15 protein-coding genes are annotated in these 17,606 nt (G+C 64.6%); 7 read left to right on the forward strand and 8 right to left on the reverse strand.

Annotation, left to right across the window (positions count from 1 at the left end; all coding sequences use genetic code 11):
- Positions 1 to 78 precede the first annotated feature (78 nt).
- Positions 79 to 2,856, reverse strand: coding sequence for a helix-turn-helix transcriptional regulator (locus ACTXG5_RS22335; RefSeq protein ID WP_445160862.1), 2,778 nt, complete (start codon positions 2,854 to 2,856; stop codon positions 79 to 81).
- Between the two features lie 91 nt (positions 2,857 to 2,947).
- Complete coding sequence (locus ACTXG5_RS22340; RefSeq protein ID WP_445160863.1) at positions 2,948 to 3,514, reverse strand: sigma-70 family RNA polymerase sigma factor; 567 nt, start codon at positions 3,512 to 3,514, stop codon at positions 2,948 to 2,950.
- Positions 3,515 to 3,989: 475 nt separating this feature from the next.
- Here ACTXG5_RS22340 and ACTXG5_RS22345 point away from each other — a divergent pair, with 475 nt between their 5' ends.
- On the forward strand, positions 3,990 to 5,072 hold the full coding sequence (locus ACTXG5_RS22345; protein WP_445160864.1) for an AraC-like ligand-binding domain-containing protein: 1,083 nt from the start codon (positions 3,990 to 3,992) through the stop codon (positions 5,070 to 5,072).
- Between the two features lie 302 nt (positions 5,073 to 5,374).
- On the opposite strand, the gene ACTXG5_RS22350 is transcribed toward ACTXG5_RS22345, so the two are convergent.
- On the reverse strand, positions 5,375 to 6,049 hold the full coding sequence (locus ACTXG5_RS22350; protein ID WP_445160865.1) for a hemerythrin domain-containing protein: 675 nt from the start codon (positions 6,047 to 6,049) through the stop codon (positions 5,375 to 5,377).
- Positions 6,050 to 6,214: 165 nt separating this feature from the next.
- Here ACTXG5_RS22350 and ACTXG5_RS22355 point away from each other — a divergent pair, with 165 nt between their 5' ends.
- The gene (locus ACTXG5_RS22355) at positions 6,215 to 7,114 is read left to right on the forward strand and encodes an oxidoreductase (protein WP_445164547.1); all 900 of its coding nucleotides are present in this window, start codon (positions 6,215 to 6,217) and stop codon (positions 7,112 to 7,114) included.
- 22 nt (positions 7,115 to 7,136) lie between these two features.
- The gene (ypfJ, locus tag ACTXG5_RS22360) at positions 7,137 to 8,018 is read left to right on the forward strand and encodes a KPN_02809 family neutral zinc metallopeptidase (RefSeq protein ID WP_445160866.1); all 882 of its coding nucleotides are present in this window, start codon (positions 7,137 to 7,139) and stop codon (positions 8,016 to 8,018) included.
- Here the strand turns inward: ypfJ and ACTXG5_RS22365 are convergent.
- Positions 8,015 to 8,884: a dihydrodipicolinate synthase family protein gene (locus ACTXG5_RS22365; protein ID WP_445164548.1), complete on the reverse strand. Its 870-nt coding sequence runs from the start codon at positions 8,882 to 8,884 to the stop codon at positions 8,015 to 8,017. The genes ypfJ and ACTXG5_RS22365 overlap by 4 nt on opposite strands.
- Positions 8,885 to 8,929: 45 nt before the next feature.
- Positions 8,930 to 9,715, reverse strand: coding sequence for an aldolase (locus tag ACTXG5_RS22370; protein ID WP_445160867.1), 786 nt, complete (start codon positions 9,713 to 9,715; stop codon positions 8,930 to 8,932).
- Positions 9,716 to 9,805: 90 nt separating this feature from the next.
- Between ACTXG5_RS22370 and ACTXG5_RS22375 the strand changes: the two genes are divergently transcribed.
- Complete coding sequence (locus ACTXG5_RS22375) at positions 9,806 to 10,324, forward strand: helix-turn-helix domain-containing protein (RefSeq protein ID WP_445160868.1); 519 nt, start codon at positions 9,806 to 9,808, stop codon at positions 10,322 to 10,324.
- On the forward strand, positions 10,321 to 10,659 hold the full coding sequence (locus ACTXG5_RS22380; RefSeq protein ID WP_445160869.1) for a gamma-glutamylcyclotransferase family protein: 339 nt from the start codon (positions 10,321 to 10,323) through the stop codon (positions 10,657 to 10,659). Before ACTXG5_RS22375 ends, ACTXG5_RS22380 begins: the two co-directional genes overlap by 4 nt.
- A gap of 3 nt (positions 10,660 to 10,662) precedes the next feature.
- Here the strand turns inward: ACTXG5_RS22380 and ACTXG5_RS22385 are convergent, their stop codons facing one another.
- Positions 10,663 to 11,112, reverse strand: coding sequence for a hypothetical protein (locus ACTXG5_RS22385; RefSeq protein WP_445164549.1), 450 nt, complete (start codon positions 11,110 to 11,112; stop codon positions 10,663 to 10,665).
- Positions 11,113 to 11,213: 101 nt separating this feature from the next.
- Here ACTXG5_RS22385 and ACTXG5_RS22390 point away from each other — a divergent pair, with 101 nt between their 5' ends.
- Positions 11,214 to 12,782, forward strand: a complete 1,569-nt coding sequence (locus tag ACTXG5_RS22390; protein WP_445160870.1) for a purple acid phosphatase family protein — start codon at positions 11,214 to 11,216, stop codon at positions 12,780 to 12,782.
- Between the two features lies 1 nt (position 12,783).
- Here the strand turns inward: ACTXG5_RS22390 and ACTXG5_RS22395 are convergent, their stop codons facing one another.
- A complete protein-coding gene (locus ACTXG5_RS22395) occupies positions 12,784 to 13,809 on the reverse strand; it encodes an Rv2578c family radical SAM protein (RefSeq protein WP_445160871.1) in 1,026 nt (341 codons plus the stop codon).
- Between the two features lie 111 nt (positions 13,810 to 13,920).
- Here ACTXG5_RS22395 and helR point away from each other — a divergent pair, with 111 nt between their 5' ends.
- Positions 13,921 to 16,104: an RNA polymerase recycling motor ATPase HelR gene (helR, locus tag ACTXG5_RS22400; protein WP_445160872.1), complete on the forward strand. Its 2,184-nt coding sequence runs from the start codon at positions 13,921 to 13,923 to the stop codon at positions 16,102 to 16,104.
- Here helR and ACTXG5_RS22405 read toward each other — a convergent pair.
- Positions 16,101 to 17,594: an HNH endonuclease signature motif containing protein gene (locus ACTXG5_RS22405; RefSeq protein WP_445160873.1), complete on the reverse strand. Its 1,494-nt coding sequence runs from the start codon at positions 17,592 to 17,594 to the stop codon at positions 16,101 to 16,103. The two genes, helR and ACTXG5_RS22405, sit on opposite strands and share 4 nt — an antisense overlap.
- Between the last annotated feature and the right edge of the window lie 12 nt (positions 17,595 to 17,606).

Raw genomic sequence — 17,606 nt, forward strand, 5'->3', positions numbered from 1 at the left:
CCCAGTCTAAGGGGCGGTGATTTCTGGGCCGCGAGGGCCAGCAGCGTTGACTCCGAAGCTCAGCGACCCCAGACAGCATCAAACACTCGGCTTGAGCGCCGCGTCCAGCTGCCTTTTGAGTTGGTCGCGTGAATCGATGGCCAGTTTGCGGAAAACGTTTCGCAGATGCCATGCAATGGTGTTGCTCGAAACGAAGAGTTGTTCGGCGATATCGCGATTGGAAAGTCCCTGGGCGGTAAGACGGGCGATCCGCGCCTCGGTGGGCGTTAGGGATTCGACTCCAGTCACCACCGGGCGGCGCGGCCGGCCCCCCGCCGCCACCAGCTCTTCGCGCGTTTCACTTTCCAATAGCGTTGCGCTGCAACGGTATGCGAGGTCTAGAGCGATCTTTAGGTGTTTACGCGCCTCTACTTGCTGGCCTTGGCGGCGCAGACGGCGGCCGAGGGCGGCATGAGCACGGGCCAACTGCAAAGGCGCTTCGGTGGATTGCAGGATCTCTACGGCCTCCCGCAGACTGGCAAACGCCCGCTCACCCGATTCTGTGCTTGCCCTGCGGCGCGTAGCTACACCGATGCTGATGGGCAGACAGAACGACCGGGCGAGGCTGAGTTCTTCGTCGAATAGTCGCTGACCCGTTTTGGCATCTCCGAGCCGGTGCGCTGCCATGCCGGCAAGCGAGCGCCAACGCAATATCGAGGGATTCTGGTCCATATCGCTATGCAGGCACCCCTGCAATTCATTCAAATCAGCTACCGCAGCATCCGTTTCACCACGAACGAGACGAAGACGCGCGCGCGCAACAAGGAGATGTGCGTTGATCGCCGGTGTATCTGCCAGTTGAGTGGTCGTGTAGTCGAGCATTTCCTGGGCCGCGTCTAGCTCACCACGTTCGATCATGCACTGCACAAGCACGGCCCGCGCACTATGCGCATACACATGCTGCCTGAGTTCAAGGCGGTCCAGAGCAGCTTGCGCATCCGCTGCGGCATCGGCAATGCGGCCACGAGCGTAGAGGATCTGCGCTCGTATCAGAGATGCTTCCGCGTACGCCAGTTGCGCACCTCGGTCGAGGGCATCCTGGACAGTGGCATCAGCGACCTCGTTGGCTTCGACCAGTCGTTCGCAATGCAGCAGCGCGAGTGTCGCCAGATCCACGCTGGGTCCTTGGGCACCTTGGTCGGCAAGCAGCGCTCCCCTGCTCAATGCGCGTAGTGCCAGCACCGCCGTCCGATCGGCCGGCGGTCTAGTCAACGAGTCCCGAAGGGCTTGTACCGCTAGAACCATGCGGTGATGAGGGCCGTCGCCGCTGATCGCCTCAACCGGCACGCTCTGCGTTGGCCCCAGATGAGCTTCTGCACTCCACGCGGCACCTTCGAATCGCATTCGAATGTCGCGTTGCCCGGCATCAAACAGCTCAGCGCCACGACGAAAGGTGGCACCGGCCTCGGCGAATCGACCGAATCGGTAGAGGGTTTCACCGAGCGAGTACAACGCGTCGGCACGTTCGGCCGGGTCGTCCATCAAGTTGAGCGCTTGTTCGAAGCGGTGCAACGACATCACTTCACCGGCCGCGGCTTCGCTCAGCCCGAGATCGATGAGTAGACGCGGTGGGATCCGATCTATCGGAGCAACCCGTAGCGCATGACGCAGGTAACGAAGCGCAGCTGAATGGACGCCCTTTCGAGCCGCCGCACGACCCGCGTCGCGCAATGCACGCAGAACCCATGGATCCTCGCCGGCGGCTGCCAGCAGGAGGTGCTCGGCCACGACCTCGGACTCCGCCCCACCATCAGCCAAAATTCGCGCTGCCTGGGCATGCAATGTCAAACGTTCTTCACCCTGCAGCAGACCATATGTTGCTTCACGGATGATGCTGTGCGCGAACATCACTGGGTCTGATCTCTGCATGAGATTGGCAGCGACGAGTTCTTCGGCCAGCACGACCCCACGATCAACTTCCAGGCCGGCAAGTCGCGACACATCGCAAAGGCTTGCATCATCACCAATGACCGAGGCCGCTTTAGCTAATGCACTTGCCGATTGACCCAACCGTGCCAGCCGACGGCTGACCTGGCGACGCACCGATCCCGGTGTAGTTGACGTCGGATCTTCACCAGCGCGCATCGCATCGGTGACCGCTCCCACGAAGAAGGGGTTCCCGCCGGTGAGATTCATGACCGCAGCGACAAGATCATCATCTCCCCGATGCTCCGGGAGAGCTCGATCAAGCATCGCCGCCACCGCTTGCGGGCTCAGCGTCGAGGGACGGATTGCCGCGGTGGTTGCGGAGTCCCATACCGAACCAATCGACGCCGACTCCGAACCGGGATCGCCCGTTCTGATCGTGACAACCAGAGCGACCGGCAAATCGTCCAAGCGTTCTGCGAGATAGGCGAAGAACCGCTGCGAGGACTGGTCTGCCCAAGGCAGATCGTCGACGAGAACCGCCAGCGGATGCTGTTCGACAAGGTTGACGGTTAACCAGTACAGGCCATGCAGGACCGCGAATTCGTCGGTCGCGACGCATTGACTGAAAAGTGCCTCGGCCAGCGAGGCCGGCCCTTGCATGAGGCGAGCACGCATCGCCGAGTCAGATCGCAGAAGCGTCGGGCCAAATAAATTGTGAGCAACACCAAACGGATGGTCACGCGTCAGCTCACTGCAGCGGACGCGCAGCACCTGCATTGCCCGCTCTGCGGCCAGATCCATACAACCGGCAAGTAGCCGCGACTTACCGATGCCGCTCGGCCCCTCGATGACACATACCTGGCCGCGGCCCGACTGCGCGTCATCCAACAGCGCGGCCAACCGTCCCAATTCGGTCGCGCGTTCCAATGGGTCGTCGGCCACGGTCACTGGTTGCTAGCGTAACGCGCGGCATCCTCGAAACGCGGCCGAGCCAGCAAGCAGTCGGCTTTGGTGATGTCTCGCATTCCTGGCATCACACTCAGGCGACATCGGCGTCGTCGGCATCCGGGTCGACATACACAGACGACAAATCCTGGCTGAGCAGCCTTCGTAGCTGACGTCGGGCGCGATGGAGCCTCGACATCACCGTGCCCAGGGGAATGGATTCGAGCTCCGCAATATCTTTGTGAGGAAGCCCTTCGACGTACGCGTAGTACAGCACTAGGCGCAGCTCGTCAGGTAGGGACCGAAATGCTTTCCTGACATCCATGTCCGCTGAAGTTCCGATGAGCTGCGCCTCGACGACATCTCGGGTCTCCAGGGCCTGTCGGTACCGCGTGTGCCATTCCCAGTCACCCATATCGCCGGTTAGGCACTCAATGGGTCTGCGCTGCATGCGACGGTAGTCGTCGATCCAAATGTTCTGCATAATGCGGATAAACCATGCTCTGGTATGTATTTGGGATTGGTTGGCGATGAACCCGCGGTAAGCTCGAACCATCGTCTCCTGAACGAGATCATCGGCATCAGCGGCATTATTCGTCAACTGTCTGGCGACGCGATGCAGGGTGGACAGCAAAGGGATTGCTTCGTCCTCAAATCGCATTCGCGACCCCGCGTCGAGAACCGCCGGTTCGGTTGCCGGTGTGGCGGACGCGGCTCCTCGCGCGAATCCGTTGGTAATGGCCCGAATACGTGTGGTCACACTGTCGGAATGTATCCGCGTGGCGCCAGCGACGGCCCACCCACGGACGATGGTATTAGGGCGCGATCATGGTGGGTTTATCGCCGGCTACCGGCACCCTTGTCCACCCGCGCAACGATATTTGCTGGGCGCGCACACCGCATCCCGACACGGGTTTCCGGGGTGTATCCTCTCTACAGCGTCGCTTCGGGAACGCTTCCTCGAGAATCCTTCGGCGGAAAAAATCGTTTGTAATCGGTAGAAATAATGCCGTCGACGAACATCGGCATCTCGACGCAGTGCTGCGCTCACGGGATTTGGCGATGTTGTCCCCGAACGAAAGCGTCTTCGGCGCCGCCGAAGCGCTGAGTGCTACCAACTCTTGGATGGTCTAGCCGTGCGAACCACAGGACCGAACGATCGACCGAACGAAACCCATCGGTTCGACGCTTTTTCTGAAGCCGTATCGACCAATGTGCTACCGGTGGCGTTGTCGATGGATGACGTCAAGGCGTTCAGCGGGGGGGTGCGTTCGACCGCCTTGGGTACGGTTCAACTGGCAAGGGTGCAAGTCGCCAACGATATAGCGGTCAGACGTACCAACAAGCTGATTGAACGCAGCTCAGCCGAATACCTCAAGGTCGGTGTGCAGCTTACGGGCTCCAGTTTGGTATCTCAGGGTGACCGGGAGGCCGTGCTCAAACCGGGCGACTATGTCATCTATGACACCGCGCGCCCGTACCAGTTGTTGGCCCGCGGTCCGTTTCAGATGCAGACCGTCATGTTTCCTCGCAACTTGCTGCGGCTGCCGGTATCGCAGCTGTCGGAGCTCACGGCTCGACCGATCAGTGGTCGTGCGGGCCTGGGGTTAATGGTGTCGTCGCTCGTTGTTGAGCTTGGCAAGACAGCGACGGGCGAATTTGGCAGCGCCACCACTCATCTCGCTGACGCAATACTGGACATGTTTGCGGCATCGTTTATCGACCAGTTACCCGATGAAACCGCGTGGAATCACGCCGACCGGCGGACCTTATTGCTGCGGATCCGCGCCTTCATTGAAGAACGACTCGACGATCACGCGCTCGACATTTCGACGATCGCTGCAGCACACCATATTTCGGTGCGCTACCTGCAACTGTTGTTTCAACAGGAAGGTCAGACGGTAAGCGGGTGGATACGTGATCGGCGGATCGACCACTGCCGCAGGGATTTGACCAATGCGGCGCTCGCGGAGACGCCGATGTACTCGATCGCCGCCCGATGGGGGCTCGGCAGCGGCAGCCACTTCTCACGACTATTCAAGGCGACGTTTGATGAAACACCTCACGACTATCGCGCGCGAGTGTTGAACGGCGCGCCAGAACACGCGGTCGAGAGCGCCTCCGCGGATAACGCGGTGAGAGACGCCAATCCGGATAAGACTCACCTACCCCGAAACATCTTCCCCCCAGGCTATTTCGGTGATATCGCCGTCGGGTAACGACCCTGTCCTTGCATCGATGACCCGTCACCGGGTAATGACGACACGCTAGGGGGACCTGTTAATGCCAACACCCAACCTGGCCCGATGAGGCTTCCCGATGCGCTTTGGCTCGCTGTCGGAGATGGGCGATTGCCGACAGTCGACGCCGCTGGTAAGTCGGATAGCTATGCGAGGGCGGCGGTTTGGTCGTTGTGCTGCACACTTCTGCTGCTGACCTCGTTGGGCTTACTACTGCTTTCGGTATGGGTTCAACACCCATGACCGCCAGGGCTACTTAGCGCCCTTCTTCCCTGCTTGGCTCATAATTCTGTGCTGCGTAGCGGCGTGCTCGTGCCGTACACGCGCTGCGAATGGTGGGAAAAAGAGTCGGCAGCAAGGGTGCTGACTGCCGACCGCACGTCTGCGGGCAAGCGGTCAAGAGCCCGGCCAACGACTTCGAAATTGCCTTCATACATGAGCATTCCAAAAGCGAGAGGGAGCGTAGCGGGGTCACCCGCGGCGGCGCCCTCTCTGACTATCGCGTCCCACTCGTCTGCGGTGGTGTATTGCTCCATTAATGGGACAACGAGTTCCTCTTCGGCGGCTAGATGCTCGTCCAGCAACACGGCCAGTCGACTCGCGTCAGATTCGGGGCCATTGGCGGCCGCGTCGTCCGCTAACCACGTACGGATACCAACGCTTAACTGCTCAAGACGGATCGCTAACGCGTCGTGTTGCGCCTCCATCATCTGTACGTGTTTTCCGATGGAATTGCCTGCTCGTTTCTTCAGGAGCGGCCAGACAAGATGATCCTCGGAGCAGTGATGATGGTGCAGCGCCCCATTTATCAAGGCGAAGTGGCCGGCGATGATTCTGGCCCGCTCAACGTTCGCTGCCTCGCGGATCAGTCTCGGGAGGTGTCCGAATTCGCGGCGGAACATGGTGTGAACTATCTCCATTTCGCGGCGGTCGAAGTGCTGCTCGTCTCGAGCCACTGGAACCTTCCTGTCGTACGGCCGCGAACGTTGTGCTGGCGATAGATCGTCAGCTGAGTGCTCGGTGTCTTAAACGATGTCGCGGCGGTGTGGATTCACGCGTGCGCCGTCGTTGGACGGCACCACTCCGGCACGCGGCGCCGAAGGCGGCGTAACTTCGCTCCTATTGCCACAAACATTGCACTCGTCGGTCCCGGCGCCGTCGGTACGACGGTGGCCGCGCTGCTGTACCAGGCCGGGCATTCGGTGCTGGTTTGCGGTCGCAGCGCCCGGGACAACATCGAACTGCGTCCCGACGGGCAGGACGCGATCGTGGTGCCCGGGCCGGTGCGCACCGACCCCGCCCTCCTAACCAGTCAAGTGTCCGGTCCCGTCGACCTGGTGATCCTGGCGGTCAAGGCCACCCAGAACGATGACGCGGCCGGCTGGCTGTCGCGGCTGTGCGGCGAGCACACCATCGTCACGGTGCTGCAGAACGGCGTCGAGCAGGTCGAGCAGGTCCAGCCGCTGTGCCCGTCGTCGGCGGTGATCCCCGGCATCGTCTGGTATTCCGCCGAGACCCAGCCGCAGGGGTGGGTGCGGCTGCGCGGTGAAGCCGCGATGGTGCTGCCCAGCGGGCCGTCGGCCGAGACGGTCGCCGAGTTGCTGCGCGGCGCCGGCTGCCGGGTCGACTGCGACCCCGACCTCATCACGGCGGGCTGGCGCAAGCTACTCACCAATGCGCTGGCCGGGTTCATGGCGCTATCCGGGCGGCGGTCCGGAATGTTTCGCCGCGACGATGTCGCCGGGCTGGGGCGCCGCTATGTGGCCGAATGCCTGGCGGTCGCGCGGGCCGAGGGCGCCCGGCTGCCGGACGGCGTGGTCGACGAGTTGGTCGACCTGTTCCGTCAGGCACCCGAAGACATGGGCACCTCGATACTGGCCGACCGGGAGTATCACCGGCCGATGGAATGGGACATCCGCAACGGGGTGATCATTCGCAAGGCACGCGCGCACGGATTGGCCACCCCGATCAGCGATGTGCTGGTGCCGCTACTGGCCGCGGCCAGCGACGGCCCTGGGTAGCTACTGTGTGCAAAGCTGAACCATGACCTTCAACGAGGGTATGCAGATCGACACCAGCACCGCGGCGTCATCCGGCGGTATGGGCGGCGGCCGGATGGCCCTCGGTGGCGGCATCGGCGGACTGTTGATCGTGGTGGTGGCACTGTTCCTGGGTGTCGATCCCGGCAGCGTCATCAGCCAGCAGCCGGCGAACACCCGCGAGGACGTGGCACCCGGCTTCGACCTGAACGTGTGCAGAACCGGTGCGGACGCCAACAAATACGTTCAGTGCCGGGTGGTTGCCACCGGTAATTCCGTGGACGCGGTGTGGCATCAGCTGATGCGCGACTACACCCGCCCGCATATGCGGCTGTTCAGCGGTTCGGTGAACACCGGCTGTGGGCCTGCGACCACCGCGGTCGGGCCGTTCTACTGCCCGGTGGATCAGACCGCGTATTTCGACACCGACTTCTTCCAGGAGCTGGTCGATAAATTCGGTTCCAGCGGTGGACCTTTCGCGCAGGAGTATGTGGTCGCGCACGAATACGGCCACCACGTCCAGCAATTGCAGGGGATCCTGGGCCGCTCCCAGCAAGGTGCGCAGGGCGCCGGCGGGAACGGGGTGCGCACGGAGTTGCAGGCCGACTGCTACGCCGGCATCTGGGCGCACTACGCATCGACGGTCAAACAGGAAAGCACCGGTGTGCCGTACCTACAGCCGTTGAGCGACAAGGATATTCAGGACGCGCTCTCGGCCGCGGCGTCGGTCGGCGATGACCGGATTCAGAAGGAAACGACCGGACGCGTCAACCCCGAGTCGTGGACACATGGATCCGCCGCGCAACGCCAAAAGTGGTTCACTGCGGGCTATCAGAGCGGCGACCCGCACCAGTGCGACACCTTCGCCGCCACGAACCTCGGTTAATCGTCCGACAATAAAATCAGCAGCTCGGCCCGGCTCTGCTCGTCCAGCGGCAGCAGCGGCGCTCGCGGGTCCCCGATCGGGAAACCAAGCAGGTCCAGCCCGGCCTTCACGGTGCTGGCCAGCCCGCCCGCGACGATGAACTCCAGCAGCGGCTTGAGGTTGTCGTAGAGAATCTGCGCATTCTCCAGGTCGTCCGATTGCACCGCGTTGTACAGGTCGATGCACGGCTGGGGCCGTAGGTTCGGCGCGGCCGTGCACCATCCAGAGGCGCCCGCCTTCAGGGCGTCGAGCACCAGCGGGTTGCTGCCGTTGTAGAAGGGCAGCCGACCGCCGGACAGTTCGGTGATGCGCTGCATCCGAGTCAGGTCGCCGGTGGATTCCTTGACCATGGTGACGTTTTCGATCGTCTCGAACAGGGCGACCAGCAATTCGGGGCGCATGTCGACGCCGCTGGTCGCCGGGTTGTTGTAGGCCATGATCGGGATGGAAATGGCGTCGCTGACGCTGCGGTAGTGCTGGACGATCTCACGCTCGCTGAGCGTCCAGTAGGACACCGGCAGGATCATCACCACGTCGGCACCGGCCTGTTGGGCGTACTCGGCACGCCGAATGGTCTTGGCAGTCGTCACATCTGACACACCGACGATGACGGGCACCCGCTCGGCAACGGTGGCCATCGTGGTGTCGACGACGGCGTCGAACTCGGACTCTTCGAGATAGGCCAACTCGCCGGTGCTGCCCAACGGCGCGATCGCGTGCACGTGCCCGGTAATGAGCCGCTCGACCAGCTCAGCCAGCCGGGCGGTGTCGATGCCGCCGGCCTCGGAGTACGGAGTCACCGGGTAGGCGATGATGCCGTCGATCATTGGCGCTGGCACAGAAGAGCTCCTCGGATTGGTGGACGGGGTGTGCTAGCCGGACAGGACGTCGGGGTGGCGCCCCAGCGCGCGGCGCGCGTAGTAGGCGAAGTTGGCCTGACTGCGCTTGGGTGTCAACGTCCAGTCGTGGGCCTCGCGGGCCAACTGCTCGGGTAGTGGCTTGATCCGGCCGGCGGCCATGGCTGCCAGTTGCAGTTTCGCCGCACGCTCGATCAGGATCCCCAGCGAGCAGGCCTCCTCGATGCTGGCGCCGGCTATCACCTGGCCGTGATGCGCCAGTAGGACCGCCTTCTTGTCCCCGAGCGCTGCGCTGATGATCTCGCCCTCCTCGTTGCCGACCGGTACGCCCGGCCACTCGGCCAGGAACGCACAGTCGCCGTAGAACGGCGTGGTGTCCATGTGGGAGACGACCAGCGGAACCTCCAGCATGGACAGCGCCGCCACATGGAAGGCGTGGGTGTGCACGATGCATTGCACGTCGGGTCGCGCGCGATAGATCCAGCTGTGAAAACGATTGGCGGGGTTGGCTATTCCGTCACCGTCGAGCACGTTGAGGTCTTCGTCGACCAGCAGCAGATTGCCTTCGGTGATCTCGTCGAACCCGAGGCCCAGCCGTTGGGTGTAGTAGGTCCGGTCCGCTTCGGCCCGCGCGGTGATCTGTCCGGCCAGCCCGGAATCATGCCCGCCGTCGAACAGGGCCCGGCACGTCAGGGCCAGCTTCTGCCGCGTGGTCAACTCGGACTCGGCAACGTTGGCGGCCAACTGTTCCTCGGCGCGACGCATCAGGTTGGATTTCGAATCGCTGAACGTGGTTGCCATCAGGGTTTCTCCTGGGTCGCGAGCGGGATGACACTAAAGTAGCATGTTAGGAAACCTTGTGTCATTGGACTGCGAATGGAGGCATCGTCGGTGACTACCCTGCTGCGCGCCGTCCGCAAACAACGCGGCCTGACACTGGAGCAGCTCGCCGAGCAGACCGGCCTGACCAAGAGCTACCTGTCCAAGGTCGAACGCGGGCACAGCACACCGTCGATCGCGGTGGCCCTCAAAGTCGCGCGAGCCCTCGACGTCGATGTCGGGCGGTTGTTCTCCGACGAGGCGGCCCAGGAGAAGATCACCATCGACCGCGCCGCCGGGGGCGACGGCCAGCGCTACCGGGTGCTGGCGTCCGCGCTGCTCGGAAAGTCCATGTCGCCGTTCATCGTTCGACCGACCGCACACCTGGCCGACGATCCACATCCCGAGCACGCGGGTCAGGAGTTCGTCTTCGTCCACGCGGGACGGATCGAACTCGATTACGGAGACCAGACCATCAAACTCGGCACCGGCGACAGCGCCTACTTCGACGCGTCGGTCAGCCACAAGATCCGCGCTGTCGGCGCCGAGGCGGCGGAGGTCGTCGTGATCGCGCAGACCGAACCACGATGACCGAGCTGTTGTTCTCCTACGGCACGCTGCAGCTGCCGGAGGTCCAGCGGGCGACCTTCGGGCGGGAGCTCCCCGGTCGTCGCGATGCGATCGTCGGATACGACCTGAACCACGTCACCATCACCGACCCGCACGTAATCGCGACCAGCGGCAGCGACCGCCACCCGATCCTGCGGCGCAGCGACCGTACCGATGCGTATGTCGACGGGATGGTGTTCGAGATCAGCGAGACGGAGTTGGCCGCCGCCGACGAGTACGAGGTGGACGACTACCGCCGCATCGCAGTGCCGCTGCGCTCGGGCGCCACCGCCTGGGTGTACGTGTTCGCGGGCTGACGACTACCCGGCCCGGGTCGCGCAGGTGACGGTGGTGGTGGCGTCCTGGTGCACGACCACCTGGCCGTCCACGGCGATCTCGCAGTGAAACGCGGCAGGGCCGTTGCCGGAATCCGGCCAGTGCAGCATGCCGCTGGCGCTGATGGTCGCCCACTGGTTCGGGTTCGCCAGGGTGACGGTGTAAACGACGGGTGCTCCGCCACTGAGCGGGGCCTGCACGCTGGTCATGAACTTCGACGAGTCCGCGTTGTAGGCCGCCTGGCTGGGCGGATCCGAGTTCACGTACGAGACGGTGGCGGTCAGATTGTTGGGGCTCGAGATGGTGTAAGTCACCTGGTGGCCGGCCGGATCCGCATGCGCCGTCGGCGGTCCGAGAATCACTCCCGCCGCTGCCGCGACCAGTGCAAACGTTGCCGACGCGACCGCGCTGGTCCTTTTTGGCAGGTTCGTCATCACGATCGTCATATCGAAAACGCTACCGGATTCGTTACCAACGGTTCCGGCGTTCACCGCTTGATCTGCCAACCGTCGTCTGGCTCGGGTATGAAGCATGCATGCCCATCACCCGTTGCAGGTTGTTGACGACGAGTGCCACGTCGGCGGTGGTCGGGATGGGCGTAGGAGCCGGCGTGGGGGTGGGCGGAGCCGCGCTGTTGTGGTCCAACCCGCACGGTCCGGACCTCTTGCGCCAGCCAGATCGGCACGGCGCACCGCCGGTTTTCGGTTTGCACGTGCAGTTCGGCAAGAACGCCGGCACCGAGGTGGTGGTGTCCTGGCACAGCACCGAGGCCGTCCGCAATCCGCGCGTCATGCTGGGCACGCCGGGGGCCGGGTTCGGCCGCACCGTCGCCGCCGAGACCCGCACCTACCGGGATGCCAAGTCCAACAACGAAGTTCGTGTCAACCATGCTCGCCTGACGAATCTGACCCCGGATACCGACTATGTGTATGCCGCGGTGCATGACGGCGCCGAGCCCGAGCAGGGCACCGTTCGGACCGCGCCAATGGGACGAAAACCATTGCGCTTCACCAGCTTCGGTGATCAGTCCACGCCGACTCTGGACAAGATGCCAGACGGCACGTACAGCACCGACAACATCGGATCGCCGGCGGCCGGCGACATCACCCTGGCAGTCGAGCGCATCGGTCCGTTGTTCAACCTGGTCAACGGCGACCTGTGCTACGCCAATCTCGCACAAGACCGCATCCGCACCTGGTCGAACTGGTTTGAGAACAACACGCGCTCGGCGCGCTACCGGCCGTGGATGCCGGCGGCGGGCAATCACGAGAACGAATTGGGCAACGGGCCGGTCGGCTACGGCGCGTACCAGACCTACTTCGCGTTGCCCGATTCCGGTTCGAGTCCCGAACTGCGCGGCCTGTGGTATTCGTTCACCGCCGGTTCGGTGCGGGTGATCAGCCTCAACAACGACGACGTGGCCTTCCAGGACGGCGGCAACTTTTACGTGCACGACTACTCCGGTGGCGAGCAAAAGCGCTGGCTTGCAGCCGAACTCGCGAGCGCGCAGCGCGATCCCGATATCGACTGGGTGGTCATCTGTATGCATCAGACCGCCATCTCGACCGCCGAGCGCGCCAATGGCGCCGACCTCGGGATCCGCGAGGAATGGCTACCCCTGTTCGACCAGTATCAGGTCGATCTGGTGGTGTGCGGCCACGAACACCACTACGAACGGTCCCATCCGTTGCGCGGAACCGAAAACACCGACACCCGAACACCGATACCGGTCGACACCCCCCATGACGTCATCGACACCACCCGCGGGACGGTGCACGTCGTCATCGGTGGCGGAGGCACCTCTGCGCCGACGAACGGGATGCTCTTCGGTGAGCCTCGGTGCCGGGTGATCACCGGGGTCAGCGCGTTCGACCCCGCGATCGGGCGCAAGCCGCCGATCTATGTCCTCGAGGACGCGCCCTGGTCGGCGTTTCGCGATCGCGACAACCCATACGGATTTGTGGCTTTCGACGTCGATCCGGGTCAGCCGGGTGGCCACACCGCGATCAACGCCACGCATTACGCGCTGCGCGGGCCGTTCGGCGCGGTTGCCGTCGTGGAGCAGTTCACCCTGACCAAGCCCCGTGGCGATAAGCCCGCCTAGCTCAAAACAGGGTCGGCTGGACGGGTTCCGGCTCGGCGGCCTCGGGCCGTTGTGAGAACGGCCGGTGGTCGCCGGTGAGGCTGTGTTTGGCGATCAGCGGAGCGACCCGCGCCCGCAGCATCTCGCGATAGGCCGGCGGCAAATACGCCCCACGCCGATACAACTCGCGGTAGTCGCCGACGAGCTCGGGATGCGAACGTGTCAGCCAGGACATGAACCAGCCACGGGTCGAACGACGCAGATGCAGGCCGAAAACGGTCACGCCGGTGGCTCCGGCGGCCGCGATCTGGCCGAGCAGCCCGTCCAGGTGTTCGACGGAGTCGGTGAGGTGTGGCAGCACCGGCGCGACCATCACGTGGCAGTCCAGGCCGGCGTCGCGGATCGCGGCGATCAGGCCCAGCCGCGCCTGCGGCGTCGGTGTCCCGGGTTCGACGTCCCGGTGCAGTTCCGCATCGCCGACCGCCAGCGACACCGCGACCGACACCGGAACTTGTTGCGCCGCCGCGGCGATCAGCGGCAGGTCCCGGCGCAGCAGGGTGCCCTTGGTCAGGATGGACAGCGGAGTGCCGGATTCGGCCAGCGCGCCGATGATGCCCGGCATCAGGGCGTAGCGGCCCTCGGCGCGCTGGTAGGGATCGGTGTTGGTGCCCAGCGCGACGGTCTCGCGCCGCCACGACGGCCGGCGCAGCTCGTGGCGCAATACCTCCGCGACATTGGTCTTGACCACCACCTGGGTGTCAAAGTCGGTGCCGGCGTTGAAATCCAGGTATTCGTGGGTGGGACGCGCGAAACAATAGCGGCAGGCATGTGAGCAGCCGCGGTAGCCGTTGACGGTGTAGTGAAACGGCAGCGCGGCCGCTTCAGGGATTTTATTGAGGGCCGATTTGCACAGCACCTCGTGAAAGGTGATCCCCTCGAATTGCGGCGCGCGCACGCTTCGGACCAGGCCGATCCGCTGCAGCCCTGGTAGTGCCCCGTCGTCGACGGGTTTACCGTTGACGGCGACGGCCTGGTTAGCCCACCGCATCACTCCATTCGAACAATTGTTCGATACGGTGTCAAGCGGCACGACCAGAAAAGATGGAGGGAGCGTCCGCTCCTTCCATTTTCAATCTATGGCGGACCCTGGGGAGGGCGCTTGTCGGCACGACAGTACGAAGACGAACTGCGATCCGAGCAGAGTTACGTGAGCGGGCTCTACGTGCGGCTCGATGCCGAGCGCGCGCGAGCCAAGGACAGGTTCCGCGCGGCGTTACGCGGCGACGCCGAGTCACTCGCGGATCGGGACTCGGAGGTGCGCGCGACGGCCAGAGCGTTGAAGCGGCTGGACGTGGTGGACAACGGGTTGTGTTTCGGCCGGTTGGACGCCGTCTCGGGTGAATGGTTCTACATCGGCCGGATCGGCTTCTTGGACGAGAAGAACGACTACCAACCGGTGTTGGTCGATTGGCGGGCGCCGGCGGCCCGCGCGTTCTACGTCGCCACCGCCGCGACTCCGGAGAACATGCGCCGGCGCCGCCAGTTCCACACCCGCGGGCGCCAGGTGGTCGATTTCACCGACGAGGTACTCGGCCGCCCGGGTGACGGCGCGACGGGCGATGCGGCGCTGCTCGCGGCCATCAACGCGCCTCGCGGTGCGGGGATGCGCGACATCGTGGCGACGATCCAGGCCGAGCAGGACGAGATCATCCGACTCGATCACAACGGGGTGCTGGTGATCGAGGGCGGCCCCGGCACCGGGAAGACAGTGGTGGCGTTGCACCGCGTCGCCTACCTGCTTTACACCCAGCGCGAGCAGATGGAACGCCACGGCGTTCTCGTCGTCGGCCCCAACCCGGCGTTCCTGAGCCACATCGGCCGTGTGCTGCCGTCGCTGGGCGAGACCGACGTGGTGTTCAGTACCACCGGCGACCTCGTGCCCGGCCTGCGTACGACTGCTGAGGACGCCCCAGCGGTCGTGCGACTCAAGGGCTCGCTGAAGATGCTGGATGTGCTGGCGGCAGCGGTCGCCGATCGGCAGCGACTGCCGGAACACCCGGTGGCGATTGAACTGGCGGACGTCACGGTGCGGATCGACGCCGGAGTCGCGGAGTGGGCCAGGGATGAGGCCCGCAAAAGCGGGCAGCCGCACAACGACGCTCGCTCGGTGTTCATCGACGTCATCACCTGGGCGGTGACTGAACGCGGGATCGCTCGGATCGGACGAGGCTGGCTGAACAGAGAGGACCGGGTCGTATGGGAGCGGCTTCGGGCGGATCTGATCGACGAGCTCGGTGAGAACGCGGTGTTCACCGCGGCGCTCGACGAGCTCTGGCCGACTCTGACGCCGGAATCCCTGTTGGCCTCGCTGTATACGTCCCCCGAACGGTTGCGAGCGGCCGGGGCGGATGAGTCGCTGTGGCGGGCCGACGGTGCTGCCTGGACGGTGTCGGATGTGCCACTGCTCGATGAGCTGGTCGACCTGCTGGGCCTCGACACGTCGACCGACCAGGCCGCCGAGCAGGAGCTCAAGGACCAAGCCGACTACGCCTCTGGCGTGCTGGACATGATGGTCGGCCGCGAGGATCTGATGGATGACGAGGATCGCCTGCTCGCCCAGGACATGCTCTACGGGGAGGACCTTGCCGACCGTTTTCAAGAGCGCGACACCCGTGACCTCGCCGAACGTGCTGCCGCGGACCGGGATTGGACCTACCGGCACATCGTCGTCGACGAGGCCCAAGAACTGTCCGAAATGGACTGGCGGGTGCTGATGCGGCGCTGCCCGGGCCGATCCTTCACGGTGGTCGGTGATCTCGCCCAACGCCGGTCGGCGGCCGGGGCGACCTCGTGGCAAGCGATGCTGGAGCCGTACGTGCCCGGCCGGTGGGCCTACCGGTCGTTGACGGTCAACTACCGGACTCCGGAGGAGATCATGACGGTCGCCGCCGCACTGCTTCACGAGTTCGCGCCCGGAGTCCAGCCACCGGAGTCGGTTCGCGCGGCCGGCGCGCGGCCATGGTCCAGGCGGGTCAGCGACGACGAATTAGCCGGCGCCATCGAGGAATTCGTCCGGGACGAGGCCGGTCGCGAAGGCACTAGCGTGGTGATCGGTCCGCCCGGTGTGCCGGGTACGGTGCCGGCGTCGCAGACAAAGGGCTTGGAGTTCGATGCCGTGCTCGTTGTGGAACCGCAACGGATCCTCGCCGACGGCCCACGGGGCGCGGCCGAGCTCTACGTTGCCCTGACCCGTGCCACCCAACGCCTGGGCGTCCTGCACCGAGATCCGTTGCCGCAGGCTCTTACCGGCTTGGCCGAGTACGGGACACCCGCCCGCGCCTAGAAGGGTGGCGGCTCGGGGTCGCACGCGGCAGCGCGGGCGCCGAAATCCCACGCCTGTTCCGGCTTTCGGCGGGCTTCGCGTGCGGTCCGGTTGCGCCGGCGTTCGGCGGCAATGAACGCGGCCCGGTTTTGCGCGCGAGTGTGGCGGCGTTTGGGCATCATCGCGGTCCGGTCACCGCAGTAGTCCTGCGGCAGGTCGGCTTCGGGTGCCGGCGTACCGCCCGTTGCCAGGCACAGGCTGGGGAAAAGCAGCGCGCTGCCCGGCGTGGTGACGTAGACCTGCCCGGCAGGCGACGTCAAAATCATCGTCCCGTCCGGCAATTGCTTGTCACGCCACCCCCAGAAGGTTTTGACCAAATGATGGGTACGGCAGTAGCACTTGAGGTTTGACGCATGCGTCGGGCCGCCGTCGGAGTACGGGATCGTATGGTCCAGGTCGCAGTCAATCGCCGGCCGGTCGCAGCCGGGCCAGCGGCACGTCAAATCTCGGCAGCGCACAAAGTCCTGCAGCGCCCTGGACGGCGCATACCCGGGTTCGGGCGGGGCATCGGCGGGATGGACGAGGGGCACCAGTTTGGCGGACTTGGCCAGTTCCATAACGAGTTCCGGTGCGATGAGGCCATCCGCACTCAGCTGGGATGCGGGCACCGTGCCGGTACCGTGGACGGTGGCCTGCTCGGCGATCACGTGAATCACGACAGGCGTTGCGGCGGGGCGCTTTCCCGCGGCGCAGTCGCGTCGGCCACACCGGCAACCGAGCCGATCGGCCCCCGCCGCGAGCGCCCCCAATGCGTCGGCACGGCGCTGCTCACGGGCCCGAGGGTCGTGCTCACATACCGTGGCCGACAACGCATTCAATCGCTTTTCGAGAGCCCGCGCGTCGGGAGTCAACAGGGAACCCTGGATCTCAGAGATGCCCTCGCCAAGGTCTGCGATCCATATCTCGCGGTCGAACTGGCGTTCCTTACGCCGCCGTACGGCATCCGCATCGGCCCTGATGACGATCTTGTCCACCTGCCCGGCCAGGCGGCCGTGGGACATCGATGGCCAACGCGGCACGTTGACGGCCAACTCGGCGTCGACTCGGGCCAGCACCTCGTGGTCGGTCAGCAGATCGGTGCGATAGACGATGGTCTGAAACGTCCGGTAGTCGATATCGCCGGCTTTGAACACTTCGGCGACCTTCGGCAGCCGCTCACGCATCGCGCGGGCGTACCGAAGCCGGTTAGCGGCCAACCCCTGGCTGATTCGCAGTGCCGCGGCCAGCTCGGCGGACACCGCCACCATGGTGTCGACCGCCCACGCTTCGGTTTCCGAGCAGCGCGACAGCCGGTAGGCGAATAGGTCTGCGACCGCGTCCAGTTGGGCGGCCGCTGCCCGGTTCTCGGCACGAGAGCAGGAGCCGATCCGGTCGATCAAGGCCGCGGAAGCCGACGTGGTGGACGGATAGCGCCGCTCGAAAACCTCATCCAGGGCAATTGCCTCGAACATACTTTCGATTAT

The organism is Mycobacterium sp. Dal123C01, assembly GCF_052566995.1.

Excerpts from the sequence above, each read along its gene's own strand:
- ACTXG5_RS22340 (WP_445160863.1), bottom strand. The coding sequence starts at position 3,514 with ATGCGATTTGAGGACGAAGCAATCCCTTTGCTGTCCACCCTGCATCGC.
- ypfJ (WP_445160866.1), top strand. The coding sequence starts at position 7,137 with ATGACCTTCAACGAGGGTATGCAGATCGACACCAGCACCGCGGCGTCA.
- ACTXG5_RS22365 (WP_445164548.1), bottom strand. The coding sequence starts at position 8,884 with ATGATCGACGGCATCATCGCCTACCCGGTGACTCCGTACTCCGAGGCC.
- ACTXG5_RS22370 (WP_445160867.1), bottom strand. The coding sequence starts at position 9,715 with ATGGCAACCACGTTCAGCGATTCGAAATCCAACCTGATGCGTCGCGCC.
- ACTXG5_RS22380 (WP_445160869.1), top strand. The coding sequence starts at position 10,321 with ATGACCGAGCTGTTGTTCTCCTACGGCACGCTGCAGCTGCCGGAGGTC.
- ACTXG5_RS22385 (WP_445164549.1), bottom strand. The coding sequence starts at position 11,112 with ATGACGAACCTGCCAAAAAGGACCAGCGCGGTCGCGTCGGCAACGTTT.
- ACTXG5_RS22390 (WP_445160870.1), top strand. The coding sequence starts at position 11,214 with ATGCCCATCACCCGTTGCAGGTTGTTGACGACGAGTGCCACGTCGGCG.
- ACTXG5_RS22395 (WP_445160871.1), bottom strand. The coding sequence starts at position 13,809 with ATGCGGTGGGCTAACCAGGCCGTCGCCGTCAACGGTAAACCCGTCGAC.
- ACTXG5_RS22405 (WP_445160873.1), bottom strand. The coding sequence starts at position 17,594 with ATGTTCGAGGCAATTGCCCTGGATGAGGTTTTCGAGCGGCGCTATCCG.